The following is an 18,454-nucleotide window of genomic DNA, read 5'->3' as shown; positions in this document are numbered from 1 at the left end:
CCGCCTGGTGCCGGTGAGGGGGCCCCTCCTGACACTCCCTCTAGACAGAAACAGTTAACACTCTTAATAATGGGCGCACGTCGACGGTTGTAAATGCCTCTCCACCACCACAACGGTCCCTGGAGGACGCCGTGAGACTCCGCTCCGCCCGCGTGGCGACGTTCGCCGCCGCGCTCGCCACCGCCCTGGTGGCGGCCACCGTGCTGGCCGCGCCACCCGCCTCCGCCGCCACCGCCGCCTTCGTCCGCACGTCCAGCTGGGACACCGGGTACGAGGCGAAGTTCACCGTCACCAACAACAGCTCCGCCAGCATCTCCTCGTGGAACGTCCAGTTCGACCTGCCGTCCGGCACCACCCTCGGCACGTTCTGGGACGCCCTGCTGACCACCTCGGGACAGCACGTCACCGCGGTCAACCAGTCCTGGAACGGCACCCTCGCCCCGGGCGCCAGCACCACCTTCGGCTTCGTCGTCAGCGGCACCGGCGACCCGATCAACTGCATGGTCAACGGCGGCTCCTGCACCGGCGGTGGCGGCACCCCGGGAGCGCCGGCCACCCCGGGCGGCCTGCGCGTCACCGGCGCCACCAGCACCTCGATCTCGCTGGCCTGGAACGCCGTCTCGGGGACGGTCACCGGCTACCGGGTGTACGAGGGCACCAGCGTGAAGGCCACCGTCACCGGCACCTCGGCCACCGTCTCGGGCCTGGCCGCCTGCACCGGGCACAGCTACACGGTCACCGCGTACAACGCCAGTGGCGAGTCGGCGAAGTCGACGGCCGTGTCGGGCAGCACCACCGGCTGCACCGGCGGCGGCGGCGCGATGGCCGCCGCGCCCTACCTCTACCCGGGGTGGGGCGACCCGCCCGCGCCGGCCACGGTGATGGGCGCGACCGGGGTCAAGTGGTTCACCATCGCGTTCGTGCTCTCCGGCGGCGGCTGCACGCCGGCCTGGGACGGCACCGGCTCGCTCACCGGCAGCACCTGGGCCAACACCATCGCCGCGATCCGGGCGGCCGGCGGCGACGTGATCCCCTCGTTCGGCGGCTGGAGCGGCAACAAGCTCGGCCCGAACTGCTCCTCGGCCAGCGCCCTGGCCGGCGCGTACCAGCAGGTCATCAACGCCTACGGGCTGAAGGCGATCGACATCGACATCGAGAACACCGACGAGTTCGAGAACGAGGTGGTGCAGGACCGGATCCTCGGCGCCCTGAAGATCGTCAAGCAGAACAACCCCGGGCTGAAGACCATCGTCACCATCGGCACGTCGACCAGCGGGCCGAACTGGTGGGGCACCCGGCTGATCAACCAGGCCGCCGCGCTCCAGGCCAACATCGACGTCTTCACCATCATGCCGTTCGACTTCGGCGGCGGCACGAACATGTACCAGAGCACGGTGAACGCCGCCGAGGGGCTGAAGAACGCGCTCAAGACGGCGTTCGGCTGGTCCGACGCCACCGCGTACGCCCACATGGGCATCTCCGGCATGAACGGCCTCTCCGACCAGCAGGAACTGACCTCGCCGGCCACCTGGACCCAGATCCGGGACTGGGCCAAGGCGCGCGGCCTCGCCCGGTTCACCTTCTGGTCGGTCAACCGGGACCGGCCCTGCCCGGGCGGCGGCGTGGTCTCGAACTGCTCCGGCATCGCCCAGAACACCTGGGAGTTCACCTCGATCACCGCGCAGTTCTGAGCCTGCGGGTCAGCGGCCGGCGGTCACCGATCGCCGGCCGCGCCGCCGGCGTACCTTTTTCACCGCCCAGCCCCCGATCATCACGGCGAAGACCGCGAAGATCGCGTAGTTGAACCAGTCGCTGTACCGGCCGACCTCCTGCCAGCGGGAGCCGAGGGCGAAGCCGAGCCCCACGAGCAACGCGTTCCACACCCCGCTGCCGATCGTGGTGAGCAGCACGAACTGGCCCAGCGGCAGGCGCTCCGCGCCGGCCGGTACGGAGACCAGGCTGCGGACCACCGGCACCACCCGGCCGACCAGCACCGCCCACTTCCCGTACCGCTCGAACCAGCGGTCGGCCTTCGTCAGGTCCTCGGGGTCCACCAGCGGGATGTGGTCCAGCCAGCGCTTCAGCCGTTCCTCGCCGAGCACCGCGCCGAGCCAGTAGAGAATCAGCGCGCCGAGCAGCGAGCCGGCCGTCGCGGCCAGCACGATCAGCACCACGCTGAACCGTCCCTCGGCGGACAGGTAGCCCGCCATGGCCAGCACGATCTCGCTGGGGATCGGTGGGATGACGCTCTCCAGGGCCACCAGCAGCGCCACCCCGAGGGCACCTAGTGAGTCGATGACGCTCGCCACCCATCCGGTCAGCCCGGTGAACTGGTTCGGGTCGACGTTCTGGGCGAGAGCCATGGGCGTCCTTCCGCGCGGCCGGGGGATCGAAGACACGTACCCTCGGCGCACCCGGTCACACCTGCCGGTGACCCACTCACCCCTCGGCGTGGAGCGCCTCGTCCGCCGGCCCCTGCCGCCAGCCGGTGAAGCGGACCACCAGCCCACCCCGGCTCGGCGAGCAGCAGTACGGCCCGGCCGACGCCTCGGCCGCCGGGTCGAGCGGGGCGACCCGGACCAGCCGCCACGGCTCGTCGGCCACCCGGGCCCGTACCGTCAGCGCGTCCCCGGCCCGGCTGACCCGTACGCTGACCTCCCGCCCGGACCACTCCGGCACGGGGGCGACCGACCAGTCCGACAGCTCGTCGGTGACCACCGCGCCGACCTGCGGCTCGCCGTCGCTGATCTCCACCCCCGCCTTGGTCCAGCGCCGGTCGTCCACCCGGACCAGCACCCCCGCCTGGTCGAACTGCGCGGCGTAGTCGAGCTGGAAGCTCACCTCCACCGCGCTCCCCGTCGGGAACGGTGCCAGCAGCGCGGACCCGTCGTCGTGTACGAAGCCGTAGCTGGTGCGCCGCCAGAAGTCGCTGCCGCCGCGCGGCTCGACCAGCAGGTCAGTACCGGAGGAGTCGGCCCGCTCCGGCGGGTTCAGCCAGCTGCCGGTGGACCAGTCGACGGCTACGGTGTCGGCACTCATGCCGGCACCGTACCGGTCGGGCGGCATCGACTCGGGTTTGCCCGACCGGTGGACCGGAGAAGTAAACCGGGCATGGGTGACAGGTGGTACCAGGAGGCCGTTGTCTACTGCCTCGACGTCGACACGTACGCGGACTCCAACGGCGACGGTGTCGGTGATTTCCGCGGCCTGATCGGCCGGCTCGACTATCTCGCCCGGCTCGGCGTGACCTGCCTCTGGCTGCACCCGATCCATCCGTCGCCCAACAAGGACGACGGCTACGACGTCACCGACTTCTACAACGTGAGCCCGAGGCTGGGCACCCTCGGCGACTTCGCGGAGCTGCTGCACCAGGCGAGCAACAAGGGTATTCACGTGGTCATCGACCTGGTGGTCAACCACACCTCGGACGAGCACCCGTGGTTCCAGTCGGCCCGCTCCTCGCCCGACTCCCCCTACCGCGACTGGTACGTGTGGAGCGACGAGGCGCCGCCGGATCGGCACCAGGGCATGGTCTTCCCGGGCGAGCAGAACGAGACCTGGAGCTACGACCGCACCGCGAAGGCCTGGTACTACCACCGGTTCTACAAGTTCCAGCCGGACCTCAACGTGGCCAACCCGGAGGTCCGCGCCGAGATCAAGAAGATCGTGTCGTTCTGGCTCCAGCTCGGCGTCTCCGGGTTCCGGATGGACGCGGTGCCGTTCATCATCGAGCTGACCGAACCGGGTAACTCGGACTCGCCCAAGGACCTGGAGTTCCTCACCGAGCTGCGCCAGCACGTGCAGTGGCGGCGCGGCGACGCCGTCCTGCTGGCCGAGGCGAACGTCGAGCCGGACCAGCTCCCGATCTACTTCGGGGACAGCGGCGGCTCGGCCAACCGGATCCACATGCTCTTCGACTTCATGATGAACGGGCGGCTGATGCTGGCGCTGGCCCGGCAGGACCCGGAGCCGGTGATCGAGGCGCTGCGGGACACCCCGGCCCTGCCCGAGGGTGGGCAGTGGGCCACCTTCCTGCGCAACCACGACGAGATCGACCTGTCCCGGCTCACCGCCGAGCAGCGCAACCAGGTGTACGAGCAGTTCGGGCCGGACGAGGACATGCGGCTCTACGGCCGGGGCATCCGCCGCCGGCTCGCCCCGATGCTCGGCAACGACCGCCGGCGCATCGAGCTGGCGTACGCGCTGCAGTTCTCGCTGCGCGGCACCCCGGTGCTGCGCTACGGCGAGGAGATCGGCATGGGCGAGGACCTGTCGCTCCCTGGCCGGGAGGCGATCCGTACCCCGATGCAGTGGTCGTACAAGGAGAACGGCGGCTTCTCCACGGCCGAGCCGGAGAAGCTGGTCCGCCCGGTGGTCGACAGGGGCGAGTACGGCTACCAGCGGGTCAACGTGACCGCCCAGCGCAAGGATCCGCGCTCCCTGCTCGGCTGGTTCGAGCGCATGATCCGTACCCTCCGGGAGGCCCCGGAGATCGGCTCCGGCTCCACCAGCCACATCGACGTGCCGATGCCGCCGGGGGTGCTGGCGCACCGGGCCGACGGCCCGACCGGGATCATGGTCTTCCTGCACAACCTCGGGACCGAGGACGTCGAGGTCGACCTGAGCAGCCTCGCCCCCGAGGCGGATCTGCCGATCGACGTGCTCACCGACCGCAATTACGAGGACGTCGGCAAGCTGGACAGCCTCAAGCTCGCCGGCTACGGCTACCGGTGGATCCGGCTCTGCCGGGGCGAGGCCGGGTGACGGCGGGGTTGGGGTTAGGCTCCTTCGATCGAGCCCAAGTTACCGGGAGGTAATCATGTCGGGGGAGCCCCGCGTCGCCATCGTGACCGGAGCCGCGCGCGGCATCGGCGCGGCCACCGCCCGCCGGCTGGCCGCCGACGGCATGGCCGTCGCCGTGGTCGACATCGAGGAGTCGGCGACCAAGGAGACCGTGGACGCCATCGCCGCCGCCGGCGGCCGGGCGCTCGCCGTCGGCGCGGACGTCTCCGACCGGGGCCAGGTGGAGGCCGCCGTCGAGCGGGTCGCCGCCGAGCTGGGCGCGCCGACCGTGCTGGTCAACAACGCCGGGGTGCTCCGCGACAACCTGCTGTTCAAGATGACCGACGCCGACTGGGACACCGTCATGGGCGTGCACCTGCGCGGGGCGTTCCTGTTCAGCCAGGCCGCGCAGCGGCACATGGTGGAACGGAAGTGGGGCCGGATCGTCAACCTCTCCAGCACCTCCGCGCTGGGCAACCGCGGCCAGGCGAACTACTCCGCCGCCAAGGCCGGCCTGCAGGGCTTCACCAAGACGCTGGCCATCGAGCTGGGCCCGTTCGGGGTGACCGTCAACGCGGTCGCGCCCGGCTTCATCGTCACCGACATGACCGCGGCCACCGCGGCCCGGATGAAGGTCGATTTTGAGGCGCTCCAGCAGCACGCCGCCGCCGAGATCCCGGTCCGCCGCACCGGCCGCCCGGAGGACGTCGCGCACACCATCTCGTTCCTGACCAGCGAGGGCGCGTCCTTCGTGTCCGGCCAGGTCATCTACGTGGCCGGCGGCCCCAGGGACTGATCCGCGCCGCACCCCGCGAATGGCCGCTCTTTCCCGGAAAGAGTGGCCGTTCCACGTTCCGTGACCACTCTTTCCCGGAAAGAGCGCCCTCGGCGCGAGGGGTGGGGGTGGGTGGGGAAGGTCAGGCGGGGGCGCGACGGGTGCGCCAGAGCCAGAACAGGCCGAGCATGGGCAGGACCAGCGGGACGTAGCCGTAGCCGCTGCCGAAGTCCGACCAGACCGTCTCGTCCGGGAAGAGTTTCTTGTCGGCGATGCTGAGGATGCCGACCGCGACCACTCCGACCAGCTCCACCGAGCAGCAGGCCAGCGCGAGCCGGCGACCGGCGTGCCCGGCCCGGCCCAGCCCGACCGCCGCCACGATGTAGATCAGCGCGGCCGCCGCGGAGAGCAGGTACGCCACCGGCGCCTCGCCGAACCTGGTGGCGATCTGGAGGCCGGCCCGCGAGGTCGCGGCGATGGCGAAGAGGATGTAGATCGCGATCAGCAGCCGCCCCGGCCCCTTGTTGGTGGCGCGCTCGGGCGCCCTGGTCTCAGCCACCGACGACCTCCCAGGTCTGCTGCAGACGGACCACCACCACGGGGGCCACCAGGCAGACGGCGCAGACGATCGCCGAGCCCCAGCGGGTCGGCTCCATCCGGGCCAGCACCCAGGCCAGCGGCGGCAGGCAGACCAGCGTCACCAGGTAGCCGAAGAAGGCCCCCGGCTCGCCCGGCCGCTCACCGCCGGCGAGGGCGACCAGGGCCACCACGGCGAGCGCGAGCAGCACCACCTCCAGCACCGCCAGCCCGGCGAACTGGAGGCGGTCCGGCGCCCGGTGGCGCAGCGCCGCCACCAGGGCCCAGATCGCGATGACGAGCGACAGCACGATCGACGCCGTCGCGAGGATCCCGTCCACCGGCGAGCCGGCCGCCGCAGCGCTGGTCATCGACGCCGTCCCGGCGCAGTCCCGTTCACCGGCACAGCCTACTAAGCGGCGTAGTAGCCGCTGCGGCAAGGCTCTCCCGCCGCGTCGGGGACGCACACACCGGGCCGGACGACTAGCGTGGATCACGGCCACCGGCGTACGCCGTGGCGGACGACGACGGCAGGGGGACTCGTGCTGCGGTTCGGCTTGTTCGGCACCGGTCACTGGGCGGCGGAGACGCACGCCGCGGCCATCGACGCCCACCCCGGGGCCACCCTCGCCGGCGTCTGGGGCCGGGACCCGGAGAAGGCCGCCGCGTTGGCCGCGCGGCACGGCGTACCGGTCTTCGACGACGTGGACGCGCTGCTGGTCGCGTGCGACGCGGTGGCCGTGGCGCTGCCGCCGGATGTGCAGGCCGAGATCGCCGTCCGGGCCGCCACCACCGGGCGGCACCTGCTGCTGGACAAGCCGCTGGCGTTGAGCCTCGCCGAGGCCGACCGGGTGGTCGCCGCCGCGCAGGCCTCCGGTGTGGCCTCGGTGGTCTTCTTCACCCAGCGGTTCCACCCGAACATCACCGGCTTCCTCGCCGCGACCGCCGCGGCCGGTGGTTGGCTGCACGCCCGGGCGACCATGTTCGCCTCCATCTACCAGCCCGGCAACCCGTACGGGAACTCGCCGTGGCGTCGCCGGCACGGCGCCCTGTGGGACATCGGCCCGCACGCGCTGTCGCTGATCCTGCCGGTGCTCGGCCGGGTCACCCGGGTGGCCGCGATGAACGGCCCGAGCGGCCTGGTGCACCTGCTGCTCACCCACGACGGGGGCGCCACCAGCAGCCTGTCGCTCACCCTGGACGCGCCGCCCGAGGCGGTCACCCGGGATTTCGTCTTCTTCGGGGAGAACGGCACCGAGATCGTCCCGCCCGGCGACGGCAACGCGCTGCAGGCCTTCGGCACCGCGATCGACCAGCTGCTGGAGGAGGTCGAGGCGGGTACCCGGGACCACCGCTGCGACGTCCGGTTCGGCCGGGAGGTGGTGGCGGTGCTCGACGCCGCGGAGACCGCCCGCAGCGAGGGCCGTACCGTCGAGCTCTGACAAATCCGTCGCGGGCCGGCCCACCCGTCGATAGCCTGGCCGGCATGTGCACGCACGCCCTGATCGACGTGGCCGTCACGCCGGCCGCGCGAGGGCTTCTCCTGGTCGCCCGTCCGCGGCTCCGGCGTCCGGCCCTGGCCGGCCGGGACGCCCACCGCGCCTGACCTGACCGTCCGCACCGCCGGCCCCGGATCGGGCCGGCCACTGCCGGCTGCCCGGTCCGCTGCCGCCGCCCGCCTCGACGCGGGTCCGGCGGCCGGTCCCGCGTCCCCGCCGTCTTCCAGGGTCGTCCGAGTCCGGATCCGCTCGGACAGGCCCGCTCCGCGCTGCCTGTCCGTACCGTCGCCGCCCGGCGACAGACAGGACGATCCCCGTGGCGCCCCGCCGACCCACCGCACGCGACCGGTCCCGTCGCGTACTGTCCCAGAACTTCCTCGCCGACCCGGCCGCCGTCGCGCGGATGGTCCGAGCGGCCCGGCCCGGCCCGGACGACCTGCTGCTGGAGCTGGGGGCCGGTCGGGGCCAACTGACCCGGCCGCTCGCCACCCGGTGCGGCCGGCTGATCGCGTACGAGGTGGACCCGGACGTCCTCCCGGAGCTGGCCGCGACCTGCGCGGACCTGCCCCGGGCGCGGGTCCGGGCCGAGGACTTCCTCGCCGCCGTCGCGCCCGACGAGCCGTTCGCGGTGGTCGGCAACATCCCGTGGTCGCTCACCGCCGCCGTGGTGCGCTGGTGCCTCGCCGCGCCCGGCCTACGCTCGGCGACCCTGCTCACCCAGCTGGAGTACGCCCGCAAGCGGACCGGTGACCACGGCCGGTGGAGCCGGCTGACCGTGCTCACCTGGCCCGAGCACCACTGGCGGCTGGCCGGCCGGATATCCCGAACGGCGTTCCGGCCGGTGCCCGCCCGGGACGGCGGCATCCTGCGGATCGACCGCCGGCCGGCGCCGCTACTGCCCCCGGCGGCGCTGCCGGCGTACCGGAGGATGGTGGCGCTGGGCTTCGGCGGGGCCGGCGGCTCGCTCGCGGCCTCGCTGCGCACCGCGTACCCGGCCCGCCGGGTGGCGGGGGCGCTCCGGGCCGCCCGGCTCGACCGGGACACCCCGGTCGGTCTGGTCTGGCCCGAGCAGTGGCTGGTGCTGTTCCGGCTGCTGCACGCGGTGGACCCGGCGCGACCGGGTGGCACACCGTCAGCGTGAGGTGCGGTGCGGCCCGGTCGGGCTCAGGCGAGGGTGTTCAGCGCCTCGCCCAGCTCGGCCGGGTCGTCGAACTCCTCCACCGGCAGTGCCTTCAGCATCTGCAGCATCTCGGTGCTGCCGCCGTTCTCCTGGCACCAGCGGATCAGGTCCTCGCGGGAGACCGGGTAGTCGAGCCCGGCCAGGAACTCCTGCCACTGCACCCCGGTGACGGTCATGCCGCCCTCGTACCCGCTTTCCGCGCCGATATGCCGCCCCTCTGTCGCCGCGGCGCGCCGCCGACCGGCAGCGGTTTGCCCGGGCGGGTCTCGGGTAGCCGCGGGCATGCTGGTACAGCGGCTCGGCGCGCCGAGCGACTTCGACCCGCTGCTGGAACGCGTCCGGGACGCCCGCATCGTGATGCTCGGCGAGGCGACGCACGGCAGCTACGACTACTACCGGCTGCGCGAGCAACTGACCCGGCGGCTCATCGCCGAGCAGGGCTTCGACTTCGTGGCGGTGGAGGGGGACTGGCCGGACTGCGACCGGGTGCACCGCTCGGTGGTGGGGGCCCCGGGTGGGCTGGCCGATCCGATGACCGCCCTGGAATGCTTCGAGCGCTGGCCCACCTGGATGTGGGCGAACGCGGAGGTGGCCCGGTTCTGCCGATGGCTGCGGGCCTGGAACCTGGACCGCCCCGAGGAGGAGCGGGCCGGCTTCCACGGCCTGGACGTCTACAGCCTGTGGGAGTCCATGCAGGCCATCTTCGACTACCTGGGCGAGGAGGACCCGGCCTCGCTGGAGGCGGCGCAGGAGGCGTACCGCTGCTTCGAGCCGTACGGCAAGCGGGTCGAGGAGTACGGCACGGCCAGCCGGTTCGTGTCGGCGCGCTGCGAGGAGGAGGTGATCCGGCTGCTGGCGCGTACCCGGGAACAGGCCGCCGCGGACGGCCCGGACCGCTTCTCGGCCTGGCAGAACGCGGAGGTGGTGGCCGGCGCCGAGCGCTACTACCGGGCGATGGTCGGCGGTGGCCCGGAGTCGTGGAACGTCCGGGACACCCACATGGCCGACACCCTCGACCGGCTGCTGGACCGCTACGGCCCGGAATCCCGGGGCATCGTCTGGGCGCACAACACCCACGTCGGCGACGCCCGGGCCACCGACATGGCGGCGGACGGGATGGTCAACATCGGCCAGTTCGGCCGGGAACGGCACGGTCGGGACGCGGTGGCGCTCGTCGGCTTCGGCAGCTACCGGGGCACGGTGATCGCCGCGCCGCGCTGGGGTTCCCCGGCCGAGGCGATGGTGGTGCCCCCGGCCCGGGAGGGCTCGGTGGAGCGGCGGCTGCACGAGCTGATGCCGGAGCGGGCGGTGCTGGTCTTCGGCGGCCCGGACCAGCCGGAGTGGGTGACCGGCGAGGCCGACCACCGGGCCATCGGGGTGGTCTACGACCCGAGCTTCGAGTCCTGGGGCAACTACGTCCCGACCCGGCTGGGCGAGCGCTACGACGCGTTCGTCTGGTGCGACGAGGCCACCGCCCTGCACCCGCTGCCCGCGCTGACCACGCCCGGCGAGATGGAGACCTACCCGGCCGGGGTGTGACCCCTGCGCGGATCATGGAGTTGTGGCGCCCGGTTCGGCCGCTTCCGCGGGTTGTGTCCGGTGCCACAACTCCATGATCGACGAGGTCAGACCCCGGCGGGTTCGCGGGCGGCGAGGTGGGCCCGCAGGCCTTCGCCCTCGATGTCCACGTTGGGCAGGATCCGGTTCAGCCAGCGCGGGATCCACCAGCCGGCCCTGTCGAGCAGCGACATCACCGCCGGGACGATGGTCATCCGGACCACGAAGGCGTCGATGGCGACGCCGATCGCGAGCGCGAAGCCCATCGACTTGATGATCGGGTCCTCCAGGAAGACGAACCCGCCGAACACCGAGATCATGATGAGCGCGGCGGCGGTGACCACCCGGGCGCCGTGGCCCATCCCGTTGATGGTGGCCTGCCGGGCGGTGTCGCCGTGCACGAAGTCCTCCCGCATCCGGGAGACCAGGAAGACCTCGTAGTCCATGGCCAGGCCGAAGAGGATGCCGATGAGCAGGATCGGCAGGAAGCTGACCAGCGGGCCGGGGGTGTCCAGCCCGACCAGGCCGGCCAGGTGGCCCTGCTGGAACACCGCCACGGTGATGCCGAAGGTGGCCGCCACGGTGAGCAGGAAGCCCAGCGCGGCCTTGACCGGTACCAGGATCGAGCGGAACACCAGCATCAGCAGCAGCACCGACAGGCCGACCACCAGCAGCAGGTAGACCGGGAGCGCGGCGGAGAGCTTCTCCGACACGTCGATGCCGATCGCGGTGACGCCGGTCAGCAGCACGTCGGCGTCCTTGATCCCGCCGACCTTGTCACGGATGTCGTGGACCAGCGTCTCGGTGGCCGCGTCGGTCGGGCCGGTCTTCGGGACGACCCCGATCAGCGCGGTGCGTCCGGTCGGGTCGAGCTGCGGCGGGGCCACCGCGAGCACCCCGTCCGTCTTCTGGATCAGCGCGGTCACCTGCGGGACGGCGGCCTGGGTGGCCTGCGGGGAGTCGGCGCTGACGACCACCGCGAGGCGGCCGGTGAAGCCCCGGCCGAAGCCCTCCTGGATCAGGTCGTTGCTGACCCGGGCCGGGGTGCCCGCGGCCGCGGTGGAGGCGTCCGGCAGCGCCAGCCGCATGTCCTGGGCGGGGATGGCCAGCAGGCCGAGGCCGAGCAGGCCGACCAGGATGACCGGGATCCGCAGCTTCGTGATCCAGCGGGCCCAGCGGAAGCCGAAGCCGGACCGGCCCTCCGAGCCGGTGGTGGGGTCGGCGACAGCCTCCCGGCCACGCAGCTTGCGGGGGAGCACCTTGCGGCCGGCGAAGCCGAGCAGCGCCGGGGCCAGGGTGATCGCGACCAGCACCGCCACGGTCACCGTGCCGGCGGCGGCCAGCCCCATCACGGTGAGGAACGGGATGTCCACCACCGCCAGACCGGCGAGCGCGATGACCACGGTGGCGCCGGCGAAGACCACGGCGGAGCCGGCGGTGCCGACGGCCCGGCCGACCGCCTCCTCGGGGGAGAGCCCGTCGAGCAGGTTTTGCCGGTGCCGGGAGGTGATGAAGAGCGAGTAGTCGATGCCGACGGCGAGGCCGAGCATCAGGGCCAGGATCGGGGCGGTGCTGGTCAGTTCGACCGCGCCGCTGAGCGCGAACAGGCCGGCCATGCCGACGCCGACGCCGATCAGCGCGTTCAGCATGGTCATCCCGGCCGCCACCAGGGAGCCGAAGGTGACGACCAGGACGATCGCGGCGACCAGTACGCCGAGGCCCTCCGTCGAGCCGACCTCGGGCTCCGCGTTGAGCACCTCACCGCCGGGGGCGATCTGCCACCCCTGCGCCTCGGCCTGCGCGCCGACCTTCTCGTACGCGTCGCGCTGGGCGGTGCTCACGTCGTCCGCCCGGCCGGCGAACTGCACCTGGATCAGCGCGTACCGGCCGTCCGGGGTGAGCGCCTTGACCTGGTACGGGTCGACCGCGCCGACCACGCCGGGCAGGCTGGCCGCCTCCTGGGTGACCTCCTTGACCACAGCCTGCCCCTGCGGGGTGAGCAGCTCGCCGGGCTGGGGCGCCTTGACGGCGATGGTGCCGGTGGCGCCGCTGGCCGCCGGGAACCGGTCGGCGAGCAGGTCGAGCGCGCGCTGCGACTCGGTGCCCGGCATGGTGAAGTTGCTCGCCGTCGGGCCCTTCAGGGTGGCCGCGGCGAGGCCGAGACCGACGAGTACGACGAGCCAGACGACGGCGACGAGTCGCCGGCGCCGCATCGATGCCCGGCCGAGCCGGTACAGCAGGGTCGCCATGAAGGTTCCTTTGTCCTCGGAGTTCGGAACTGGGTCAGGTGGTGGGTTTGAGCGCGCGGCGCGCCACGGCCAGCAGCGCCGGCCGCAGCTCTTCGTCCGGGATGTCGAGGAACTCGCCGCAGGTCTCGGCGATGCCGGCGAGGACCACCAGCGCGGCGATCCGCGCCGCCGGGCGGTCGGAGTGGCCGGCGAAGGCCGCGACGAGCCGTTCGGAGATCTGCTGGATGTGCGCGAACGCCGGCTGCTGGAGCAGGTCGGGGAACTCGCCGCGGAGCAGCGCGATCTCGCGCCGGAAGCGCACGGCCAGGTCGACGAAGCCCTCGGCGGCGACCCGCTGGGCGTCGGCGCCGGTACGCCCGGCGAACTGCCCGTCGAGCGCCTCCAGCACCGCGATGGCGGGTGCCATCAGCTCGCAGAGGAGGGCTTCCTTGTTGGCGAAGTGGTAGAGCACGGTGGCCTTGGAGCAGCCGACCTCGCGGGCGATGTCCTGCAACGAGGTGCCCTTGTAGCCGGTGACGGCGAACCGCCGTGCCGCCGCCGCGAGGATCTCGTCGTGGGTCCCCGGTACCGCCCGTGCCATGTCCTCCAGCATGCCTGACCGATCGGTCAGCACCTGACCGATCGGTCAGAACAATCGCGTGGCCTTCACCACAGTGCCGCGCGTACGCGAGTCAGGCGCGGGGGCCGGGCAGGACGCGGGCCAGCAGGTCCAGGGCGGCCGGGTAGGCGTGCGCGGGCGGGCGGGCGTACCCGATCACCAGGCCGGGCGGCTGGCCGGCGACCTGGTGATGGTGGGCGGCCAGCCCGCTCAGGCCCAGCCCGTGCGCGGCGGCCGTGGCCAGCACCTCCGGCTCGTCCGGCCCGTCCGCCGGCAGCTGGACGGTGGCGTGCAGGCCGGCGGAGATCCCGTCCAGGGCGGACCGGCCGCCCAGCCGGGCCAGCAGCAGGTCCCGGCGCTGCCGGTAGCGCCGCCGGACGGTACGGACCTGCCGGTCGTAGCCGTGGGTGTCGATCAGGTCGGCGAGGGCCAGCTGGCCGATCGTCTCCGTGTGCAGGTCGAGGTGGTGCTTGGCGTCCACCACCGGATCCACCAGCCGGGCCGGCAGCACCAGCCAGGCCAGGCGCAGCGCCGGCCCGAGCGTCTTCGCCGCGGTGCCCACGTACGCCACCTGTTCGGGGGCCGTCCCCTGGACCGCGCCGACGGGCTGCCGGTCGTACCGGAACTCGCCGTCGTAGTCGTCCTCGACGACCAGCCCGCCGCCGGTCCGGGCCCAGTCGGTCAGCACGTGCCGGCGCGACGGGTGCAGGGTCACCCCGGTCGGATACTGGTGCGCCGGGGTCACCACGGCCGCGCCCACCCGGGCCAGCCGTCCGGTGCCGAGCAGGTCGGTGCGGGCGCCCCGCTCGTCCACCGGCAACGGCAGCACCGTGCCGCCGTGCCGGCGGACCACCTCGCGGTGGAAGGCCAGCCCGGGGTCCTCCATCGCCACCGCCGGCGTACCGGCGTCCCGGAGCACGGTGGTGAGCAGGACCAGCGCCTGGACGTACCCGGTGGTGACCACGATCCGCTCCGGGTCGGCGAGCACGCCGCGCGCCCGGCCGAGGTAGCCGGCGAGCGCGTCGCGCAGCTCCGGCCGGCCGCGCGGGTCGCCGTAGCCGTACGCCTCGGCGGGGGCGACGGCCAGCGCCCGGCGGACGGCCCGCAGCCAGGCGGTGACCGGGAAGAGCCCCACGTCGGGGCTGCCGGGGCGCAGGTCGTACCGGAAGGGGGCCGGCCCGGGCGGCGGCGGCACCGCCGCCGGCGCGGCCCGGCGCAGTGGGCTGACCTCGGTACCGGCGCCGATCCGGGCCACCAGCCAGCCCTCGGCGACCAGTTGGTCGTAGGCGGCGCTGACCGTGCCCCGGGACAGGCCCAGCTCGGCGGCGAGGGCGCGGGTGGCCGGCAGCCGGGTCGACGGGGGCAGCCGGCCGTCCCGGATCGCGTCCCGCAGCGCGCGTTCCAGCCCGGCCCGCCGGCCGCCGCTCGCGTCCAGGTCCAGGTGCAGGTCGACGCCGAAATCGGCCCAGTCCATCGGCACGGAATTGGAGCTTAGGGCAGGGCCGCCGGCGCGGCGAGAATCGCCGCATGACCGAACTGATCCGGCGGGCCGCCGCGCTGCGCGCGCTGCACCGCCCCGGAGATCCGCTGATCCTGCCGAACGCCTGGGACCCCGGGTCGGCACGAGCCGTCGTCGCCGCCGGCTTTTCGGCCGTCGCCACCAGCAGCGGCGCGGTCGCCGAGACGCTAGGTCACGCCGACGGTGAGGGCACCCCGGTGGACGAGATGTTCGCGGCGGTCGGCCGGATCGCCGCCGCCGTCACCGTCCCGGTCACCGCCGACCTGGAGCGGGGGTACGGGCTGCGCCCGGCCGAACTGGTCGAGCGGCTGCTGGCGGCCGGCGCGGTGGGCTGCAACATCGAGGACTCCGACCCGCGTACGCGTGAGCTGTACGACGTCGAGGAGCAGGCCGACCTGCTCGCCGGGATCCGGGCGGCGGCCCGCACGGCCGGCGTGGACCTGGTGCTCAACGCCCGGGTCGACGTGCACCTGCGGGCGTACGGCCCGGCCGAGGGGCGGCTCGCCGAGGCGGTCCGCCGGGGGCGCGGCTACCTGGCCGCCGGGGCGGACAGCGTCTACCCGATCATGCTGGCCGACCCGGAGCAGATCCGCGGCTTCGTCGCCGAGGTCGCCGCCCCGGTGAACGTGCTGGCCCGGCCCGGCGCGCCGGCCCCGGCCGAGCTGGCCGCCCTCGGCGTGGCCCGGGTCAGCTACGGCTCCGGCGTGTACGCGGCCGCCCGCGCCCGTACCGTCGAGATGCTCACCGCGATCCGGGCTGGCCGGCACAACGGTGCGGCGTCCCTTTGGAGCTGATGTCGTAGACGATTCAACCGAGGGCGCCGCCGGGAAGCCGTGTCGGGGTTGCCGACCCGCGCTCGGCCCGGGAAGGTGAGCGGATGAGTGCCGCTGACGAGACCCGCGACGGGGTGTCGCTGACCAACCTGGACCAGCCGCTCTTCGACGGGGCCGGGGCGACCAAGCGCGACCTGGTCGACTACCTGGACGCCGTGCACGGGCGGATCCTGCCCGGGCTGCGCGACCGGCCGCTCTCGGTGGTCCGGGTCCGGCCCGGGCAGGAACCGTTCATGCAGAAGAACCTGCCGAAGTACACGCCCGACTGGGTGCGCCGCACCGAGGTCTGGGCGGAGGCGTCCCACCGGCGCATCTCGTACGCGCTCTGCGACGACCGGCGCACCCTGCTCTGGTTCGCCAACCAGCGGGCGGTGGAGTACCACGCGACACTGAGCCGGGCCGGCGACCCGGAGCACCCCACCCACCTGGTGCTCGACCTGGACCCGCCGGTGGGTGACTCGTTCCGGATGGCGGTGAGCGCTGCCCTGCTGGTCCGCCAGGCGCTCGCCGACGTGGGGCTGGCCGGGGCGGTGAAGACCAGCGGCGCGAAGGGGCTGCACGTGATCGTGCCGGTGGCGGAGGGACCACCGCCGAGGAGGCGGCCGCCGCGACCCGGGCCCTCGCCGGGCACGCCGAACGGCTCGACCCGGCGCTGGCCACCACCGCCTTCATCGTCGAGGACCGGGGCGGCCGGGTGTTCGTGGATTCCACCCGCGCGTACGGGGCGACGGTGGTGGCCGCGTACAGCCCGCGGATCCGGCCCGGCACGCCGGTGTCGTACCCGGTCGGCTGGTCGGACGTGGAGTCGGTGACGCCGGCCGACTTCACCGTGCGGACGGTGCCGGGGCTGCTCGGCGACCGGGATCCGTGGGCGGAGGCGCTGCCCGCGCCGCAGCGGCTGCCGGCCGACCTGGTCGCCGAGGGGCGGACCATCCCGGTGGCCCGGGTGCAGGCCATGCACGAGGGCAAGCGCCGCGCGAAGGCCCGCCGCGAGGCCGGCTGAGCCGCTCCCGACATGCGGAGAAGCCCGGGCCGATCGGCCCGGGCTTCTCGCGGTCTGTGCCCCCGGCAGGATTCGAACCTGCGCCCCCGCCTCCGGAGGGCGGTGCTCTATCCCCTGAGCTACGGGGGCTCAGCGACCCGAGAAGAGTAGCAAACGCCCTCTCGGATCACCCAATCGGTACCCCCGCGCGTCGATCCTCGTGGATCAGGCGGCGGCCAGCGGGCGGCCGCAGCTGGGGAGCGGGTGCAGGACGATCCGGCGCGGAAGGCGGCGGGGCCACTCGTTGCGCGGCCAGGAGCCGTCGACGATGAGGTGCACCGTGCGCTCCTCGGCGCCGCTGAGCCGCAGCACGAAGTCGCGGGGGAGCGGCGGGTCGACCGAGGGCGTGGTGATCATGAAGCGCACCCGGCCCCGGGACGACACCGCGGAGATCACGTCCGCCGCCGGCATGGTGCCGCGCAGGCGTACCCGGCCGATCCAGTAGACCTCCGCGGCGTGCTCCTGGGCGGCCCGGGTGATCGACGGATACTCGCTGCGTACCCAGCGTTCGACCGCGCCCACGCAGAGGCCGCAGGCCCGCTCCCGGGGCTCGCGCGGACCCAACCCCCAGGCCCGCAGGTACGCCCCGACCGTGCCGGCGTCCATCGCCAGGTCGAACCGGCGCTGGATGAGGGTGGTCAGGCTCTGTCGCGTCCAGAGCTCCTCGTCCAGGCCGAACTCGTCGGGGTGGACGCCCCGCAGCACGTCGATCAGTTCGAGTTCCTGTTCGCGGCTGAGCGTTCCCGACTCGCCCTGCCGCAGTCCGCGACGGACGGCTGCCACCGCTCCGTCACCGCCGATGGTGTGGCGTCGGCACCAGCTGGTCACCGACCGCCCTGCGTCTCTGAGTGCAACCCCCACGTCCTGCGCAACGAGCCCGAATCGCAACTGGTCACGATATGTGGGGAGAAAAGTCTCCAAGTAGCTCAAAGGTTCGTATAGCCCAAATCGTTATAACAGGTCATAACGGACGCAGGTCACCCCGACGTGAACGGGCCCGCGTCGGCAACCGACGCGGGCCCGTGGAGTCCGAGCAGGTGTTACAGGGTGCCGCCCAGGCGCTTGAGCGCCGCCTGAAGGTTGGTGAGGTCGGTCTGCTGGGTGTTCTTCATGACCTGCGCGACCGCCAGCACGTCCTTGTCGTGCCCCTGGTCGAGGACACCGTCGATCATGTGCACCCCGCCGATGTGGTGACGGATCATCATCTGCAGGAAGAGGACGTCGAAGTCACGGCCCTTGGCGGCCCGCAGCTTCGCCATCTCCTCCGGCGTGGCCATGCCCGGCATCAGGCCGTTCTTCACCGCCTGCGCGCCGTCCGGCATCCACGCCATCGGCGGCTGGTCACCGGTCGGGTCGAGCTTCCACGAGCGCAGCCAGGTCTGCATGGTGCCGATCTCGCCCTGCTGGCCGGTGGCGATGTCGCCGCCGATCTGCCGTACCTCCGCGTCCTGGCCCTGCTGGAAGGCCATCAGTCCCATCTCGACCGCCTGGGCGTGGTGGGTGCTCATGTCCCGGGCGAAGCCCGCCTCCGGCGAGTTGTCCCCCGGGCGGGTGAGGGTCGGGGTGAGCAGGCCGCCCGCGTACCCGAGGACGAGGCCGACCACGATGGCGACCGCCACGGCCAGCAGGCCGTAGCGCCGCGCCGGGGCCCGGCCACCGTCGGTGGCCGGCGCCTCGTCGAGGTCGGCGTCCGTGGTCACGGAAGCAGTCATCGCGGCGTCCTCACTGGGTGACCGGCTGGTCCATCTGGTTGCCCATGTCCCGCGGGGTGGTGCCGGTCGCGGTCACGCCCTGGGCGCAGTTGGCGTTCGGACCCTCGATGGAGGCGTTCACCCGCAGCGTCT

General features: G+C 73.1%; 17 protein-coding genes, 1 tRNA gene and 2 pseudogenes. 8 read left to right on the top strand and 12 right to left on the bottom strand.

The annotated features are described in order from the left end of the window. Window positions 1-131 precede the first annotated feature (131 nt). Window positions 132-1,691: a cellulose binding domain-containing protein gene (locus tag ONA70_RS13565; protein ID WP_265006760.1), complete on the top strand. Its 1,560-nt coding sequence runs from the start codon at window positions 132-134 to the stop codon at window positions 1,689-1,691. 9 nt (window positions 1,692-1,700) lie between these two features. Here the strand turns inward: ONA70_RS13565 and ONA70_RS13560 are convergent, their stop codons facing one another. Then, a complete protein-coding gene (locus ONA70_RS13560; protein WP_265006759.1) occupies window positions 1,701-2,363 on the bottom strand; it encodes a DedA family protein in 663 nt (220 codons plus the stop codon). A gap of 76 nt (window positions 2,364-2,439) precedes the next feature. Then, window positions 2,440-3,039, bottom strand: a complete 600-nt coding sequence (locus ONA70_RS13555; RefSeq protein WP_265006758.1) for a DUF1349 domain-containing protein — start codon at window positions 3,037-3,039, stop codon at window positions 2,440-2,442. A 72-nt stretch (window positions 3,040-3,111) separates the two neighbouring features. On the opposite strand from ONA70_RS13555, the gene ONA70_RS13550 reads away from it, so the two are divergent. Next, complete coding sequence (locus ONA70_RS13550; RefSeq protein WP_265006757.1) at window positions 3,112-4,764, top strand: alpha-amylase family protein; 1,653 nt, start codon at window positions 3,112-3,114, stop codon at window positions 4,762-4,764. A gap of 55 nt (window positions 4,765-4,819) precedes the next feature. Then, on the top strand, window positions 4,820-5,578 hold the full coding sequence (gene fabG / locus ONA70_RS13545; protein WP_265006756.1) for a 3-oxoacyl-ACP reductase FabG: 759 nt from the start codon (window positions 4,820-4,822) through the stop codon (window positions 5,576-5,578). 121 nt (window positions 5,579-5,699) lie between these two features. On the opposite strand, the gene ONA70_RS13540 is transcribed toward fabG, so the two are convergent. Together ONA70_RS13540 and ONA70_RS13535 are read right to left on the bottom strand one after the other, a co-directional pair. Further along, window positions 5,700-6,116, bottom strand: coding sequence for a hypothetical protein (locus ONA70_RS13540; RefSeq protein ID WP_265006755.1), 417 nt, complete (start codon window positions 6,114-6,116; stop codon window positions 5,700-5,702). After that, the gene (locus tag ONA70_RS13535) at window positions 6,109-6,504 is read right to left on the bottom strand and encodes a hypothetical protein (protein ID WP_265006754.1); all 396 of its coding nucleotides are present in this window, start codon (window positions 6,502-6,504) and stop codon (window positions 6,109-6,111) included. The genes ONA70_RS13540 and ONA70_RS13535 overlap by 8 nt, the downstream gene beginning before the upstream one ends. Before the next feature lie 171 nt (window positions 6,505-6,675). Between ONA70_RS13535 and ONA70_RS13530 the strand changes: the two genes are divergently transcribed. After that, window positions 6,676-7,575 carry a Gfo/Idh/MocA family protein gene (locus tag ONA70_RS13530; RefSeq protein ID WP_265006776.1) on the top strand — a complete coding sequence of 300 codons (900 nt, stop codon included), beginning with the start codon at window positions 6,676-6,678 and terminating at the stop codon, window positions 7,573-7,575. Between the two features lie 373 nt (window positions 7,576-7,948). Beyond that, window positions 7,949-8,773, top strand: coding sequence for an ErmE/ErmH/ErmO/ErmR family 23S rRNA (adenine(2058)-N(6))-methyltransferase (gene erm / locus ONA70_RS13525; RefSeq protein WP_265006753.1), 825 nt, complete (start codon window positions 7,949-7,951; stop codon window positions 8,771-8,773). Window positions 8,774-8,796: 23 nt separating this feature from the next. On the opposite strand, the gene ONA70_RS13520 is transcribed toward erm, so the two are convergent. After that, entirely contained in the window at window positions 8,797-8,988 is a 192-nt protein-coding gene (locus ONA70_RS13520) for a DUF2795 domain-containing protein (RefSeq protein WP_265006752.1), read from the bottom strand. A gap of 106 nt (window positions 8,989-9,094) precedes the next feature. Here ONA70_RS13520 and ONA70_RS13515 point away from each other — a divergent pair, with 106 nt between their 5' ends. Continuing rightward, the gene (locus ONA70_RS13515; protein WP_265006751.1) at window positions 9,095-10,351 is read left to right on the top strand and encodes an erythromycin esterase family protein; all 1,257 of its coding nucleotides are present in this window, start codon (window positions 9,095-9,097) and stop codon (window positions 10,349-10,351) included. 86 nt (window positions 10,352-10,437) lie between these two features. Here the strand turns inward: ONA70_RS13515 and ONA70_RS13510 are convergent, their stop codons facing one another. The 3 genes from ONA70_RS13510 to pdxR form a co-directional block, all read right to left on the bottom strand. Beyond that, window positions 10,438-12,618, bottom strand: coding sequence for an MMPL family transporter (locus ONA70_RS13510; RefSeq protein WP_265006750.1), 2,181 nt, complete (start codon window positions 12,616-12,618; stop codon window positions 10,438-10,440). Between the two features lie 34 nt (window positions 12,619-12,652). Beyond that, window positions 12,653-13,198: a TetR/AcrR family transcriptional regulator gene (locus ONA70_RS13505; RefSeq protein WP_265006749.1), complete on the bottom strand. Its 546-nt coding sequence runs from the start codon at window positions 13,196-13,198 to the stop codon at window positions 12,653-12,655. A 91-nt stretch (window positions 13,199-13,289) separates the two neighbouring features. Then, window positions 13,290-14,690, bottom strand: coding sequence for a MocR-like pyridoxine biosynthesis transcription factor PdxR (pdxR, locus tag ONA70_RS13500; protein WP_265006775.1), 1,401 nt, complete (start codon window positions 14,688-14,690; stop codon window positions 13,290-13,292). A 53-nt stretch (window positions 14,691-14,743) separates the two neighbouring features. Between pdxR and ONA70_RS13495 the strand changes: the two genes are divergently transcribed. After that, window positions 14,744-15,529 carry an isocitrate lyase/PEP mutase family protein gene (locus ONA70_RS13495; RefSeq protein WP_265006748.1) on the top strand — a complete coding sequence of 262 codons (786 nt, stop codon included), beginning with the start codon at window positions 14,744-14,746 and terminating at the stop codon, window positions 15,527-15,529. 83 nt (window positions 15,530-15,612) lie between these two features. Continuing rightward, a pseudogene (locus ONA70_RS13490) lies at window positions 15,613-16,571 on the top strand (DNA polymerase domain-containing protein). A gap of 57 nt (window positions 16,572-16,628) precedes the next feature. Here ONA70_RS13490 and ONA70_RS13485 read toward each other — a convergent pair. The 4 genes and pseudogenes from ONA70_RS13485 to ONA70_RS13470 all read right to left on the bottom strand — a co-directional run. Continuing rightward, window positions 16,629-16,700 (bottom strand) — tRNA-Arg (locus tag ONA70_RS13485). A gap of 75 nt (window positions 16,701-16,775) precedes the next feature. Beyond that, on the bottom strand, window positions 16,776-17,471 hold the full coding sequence (locus tag ONA70_RS13480) for a winged helix-turn-helix domain-containing protein (RefSeq protein ID WP_265006774.1): 696 nt from the start codon (window positions 17,469-17,471) through the stop codon (window positions 16,776-16,778). A 179-nt stretch (window positions 17,472-17,650) separates the two neighbouring features. After that, window positions 17,651-18,322: a DUF305 domain-containing protein gene (locus ONA70_RS13475; protein ID WP_265006747.1), complete on the bottom strand. Its 672-nt coding sequence runs from the start codon at window positions 18,320-18,322 to the stop codon at window positions 17,651-17,653. Window positions 18,323-18,332: 10 nt separating this feature from the next. Next, window positions 18,333-18,454 (bottom strand): annotated as a pseudogene (locus ONA70_RS13470) (DUF3105 domain-containing protein); the annotation flags it as partial.

The sequence above is a fragment of the Micromonospora yasonensis genome (genome assembly GCF_026013475.1).
GTDB lineage: Bacteria > Actinomycetota > Actinomycetes > Mycobacteriales > Micromonosporaceae > Micromonospora > Micromonospora yasonensis.
The sequence above is the reverse complement of the archived record's forward strand: the minus strand, read 5'-3'. Positions and strand labels throughout refer to the sequence as shown.